The 2,229-nt window shown below is 31.9% G+C and carries 3 protein-coding genes; 1 reads left to right on the forward strand and 2 read right to left on the reverse strand.

Annotated features, from left to right (window positions below):
• Positions 1-104 precede the first annotated feature (104 nt).
• Entirely contained in the window at positions 105-1,097 is a 993-nt protein-coding gene (locus tag ACIFOT_RS32480) for an aminoglycoside phosphotransferase family protein (RefSeq protein ID WP_430073129.1), read from the reverse strand.
• Between the two features lie 48 nt (positions 1,098-1,145).
• On the opposite strand from ACIFOT_RS32480, the gene ACIFOT_RS32485 reads away from it, so the two are divergent.
• Positions 1,146-1,466, forward strand: coding sequence for a hypothetical protein (locus ACIFOT_RS32485; RefSeq protein ID WP_430073132.1), 321 nt, complete (start codon positions 1,146-1,148; stop codon positions 1,464-1,466).
• Here ACIFOT_RS32485 and ACIFOT_RS32490 read toward each other — a convergent pair.
• Positions 1,448-1,747, reverse strand: coding sequence for a hypothetical protein (locus tag ACIFOT_RS32490; RefSeq protein WP_430073135.1), 300 nt, complete (start codon positions 1,745-1,747; stop codon positions 1,448-1,450). The two genes, ACIFOT_RS32485 and ACIFOT_RS32490, sit on opposite strands and share 19 nt — an antisense overlap.
• Positions 1,748-2,229 lie beyond the last annotated feature (482 nt).

The raw sequence follows: 2,229 nt of genomic DNA on the forward strand, positions 1-2,229 counted from the left end.
GGCTCAGCCTTTTTTAAAAACTGGTTTTTCTGGGTCTGTTTTTTCATGCCCTTTTTCCGTTTTTATTTTCATGGGAGTTCAACAAGAATATCTATGTTTACCTTTTAATTAAAGACTTTTTGAATTTCCGACCGAAAGCTCTCAGTTCTTGTACAGGCATCAAGGCTCAACTTTAGAAGTTCGAGTGTTACTTCTTCTGATTTTACAAGACCTTCAAAACGTAAGTTCTTAATCCACTCCCAAATATCTTCAAGTTTCCTCTTTAAGAAATAAAATTCAAAGGCATCAAAATCAGGAGACTCATACTTCATATATTTCCTGTATTCATTTAAGAATTGTCCAGCATATGGCTCTGTAATGATTAAAATCAGGTCTTGCTCTTGTGGAGCAAGTTTTAGACATTCCCAGTCAATAAGCATAAGGTATTTCCCTTGCATAACATTCCAATTATGAGCATCTGCGTGGGACAAAACAAACTGGTATGGTTTGCTTTTCAAAGTATTTGATAAATACCTCATCCTGTTAATCTTTTCTATTAAAGTGCTTGTATAAGGCTTCACAATTTCTAAAACGATATCATCTGTATTATCCAAATCGTTATTAATAAAAGAAGATAAGTTTTCGCAGAAATCTATGTCAAAACTTTCGTTTACTTGTTGCTGTTTTAATTCATTAGGGATGTTTGAAGTGTTCTTATGAAGTATTCCAAGAATCTTAGCCAGTTCATTTACCTGATTTTGACTTAGCTGTTTATCTGCAATTGTAGTTCCCTCAATATATTCTGAAAGCAAATACACATACTGTTCGTCTTCGCATTTATTACTTTTCAATTTCGTAAAGATTGGATTGACGAGATTGTTTTTTAAATCAGTATGGTTATACAACCACTTTACTAAGGGAGTATATCTATCAATTGCATCAATCCACGGAACAATGGACGGCTTTCTTTTGTTATATACTTTTAAAAAATACTTTTCACATTTATCTTCCACGGAAAATGCTAAAGCCGACCAGCCGCCTGGACGTTGTTCTATTGAAGTTGCTTCAATTCCATAGTTATCATTCAATATAGCAGTAATCCTATTATTAATCTCCATCAGTTCTCCTTTTCCTTAATAAATTTTTATCATAAGGTTAATATTCTCTTGATTAATATATATTTCCTTCTTGAACTATCCTGCCCGTTAGCTGAAGAAGAAGTTCCTGTAATTATAACTTTTTCATTTCTTTATTTTTGGAACGTATCATTAATAATTTATCTGAAGCAAGTATTAGCTCGTGACGAAGGTATTCAGTATTATAAGAAGTTATTTCATCAACCATCCAATCATCTAAACCTCTTTTACCTTCAAATGCTGATTTTCTATTATCGCCATCAACTCAATATAAAAATGGATTATCAAATTCCCCTTAGTATTACTGGGATTTCTGACAATCCATTTGTTAATTATCGATTATTAAAATAAACGGATAATGCATCTCTTAAATTTTCGGTGTCTTCATTTGTTTTTATTACATAGTGGTCACCATCTAATGAAGAGGAAAAATTATGAATTCCTTGAATTCGTAAAAAGTCGTCAACATCTGAAAGTTTCTCACCAGCGTTCTTTAATGTTTTATGTCCGACAATGTTATCATTTACATATACTTCATATGTATCCTCATTTAATTTCACACCGTTCTGTAAATCTAGCTTTCCTCCTGATAGTGGAAATAGATAATTGTCATTCGGATTATCGGTATTCACTTAATTACCTCCCCATTCATTTTATATTGATACGTTTTCCATAGAAGAGTAAAAATATGCTTGAGCCGCCTTTTATACCTTTACATCATATACGTTTACTAAAGAAAACAGTTTATTTTTTACTTCCTATTTCTCATAAAGTTCGACATTTATTCCAAATTTTTTGTTTTTAATCAATCCAGAGGGACCTGCATTCTTTTTTATTATTTATAACTTTCCATTTTTTAAACAAATACCATATACACCAAAAGCTCGATGATAATTCTTTAATTTCCCCATCTCTTTCACACTCTTCCACTTTATCTTTCTCATTTATTCTGATTGTTGTTAAACTAACCTCCCTCAATAAAGAAAGGAAAATCTCCCGATTTCTCCATTTTTCTTAGATTTCCATAGTGGTTTACCTTGCGGTAAAGGCCTAATAGTTGGGTGTACATTACTGAAAAGGATAAATCTGGACCCTTTGAGAAAAAAGACTTATA

This window comes from Neobacillus sp. NRS-1170 (assembly GCF_050468025.1).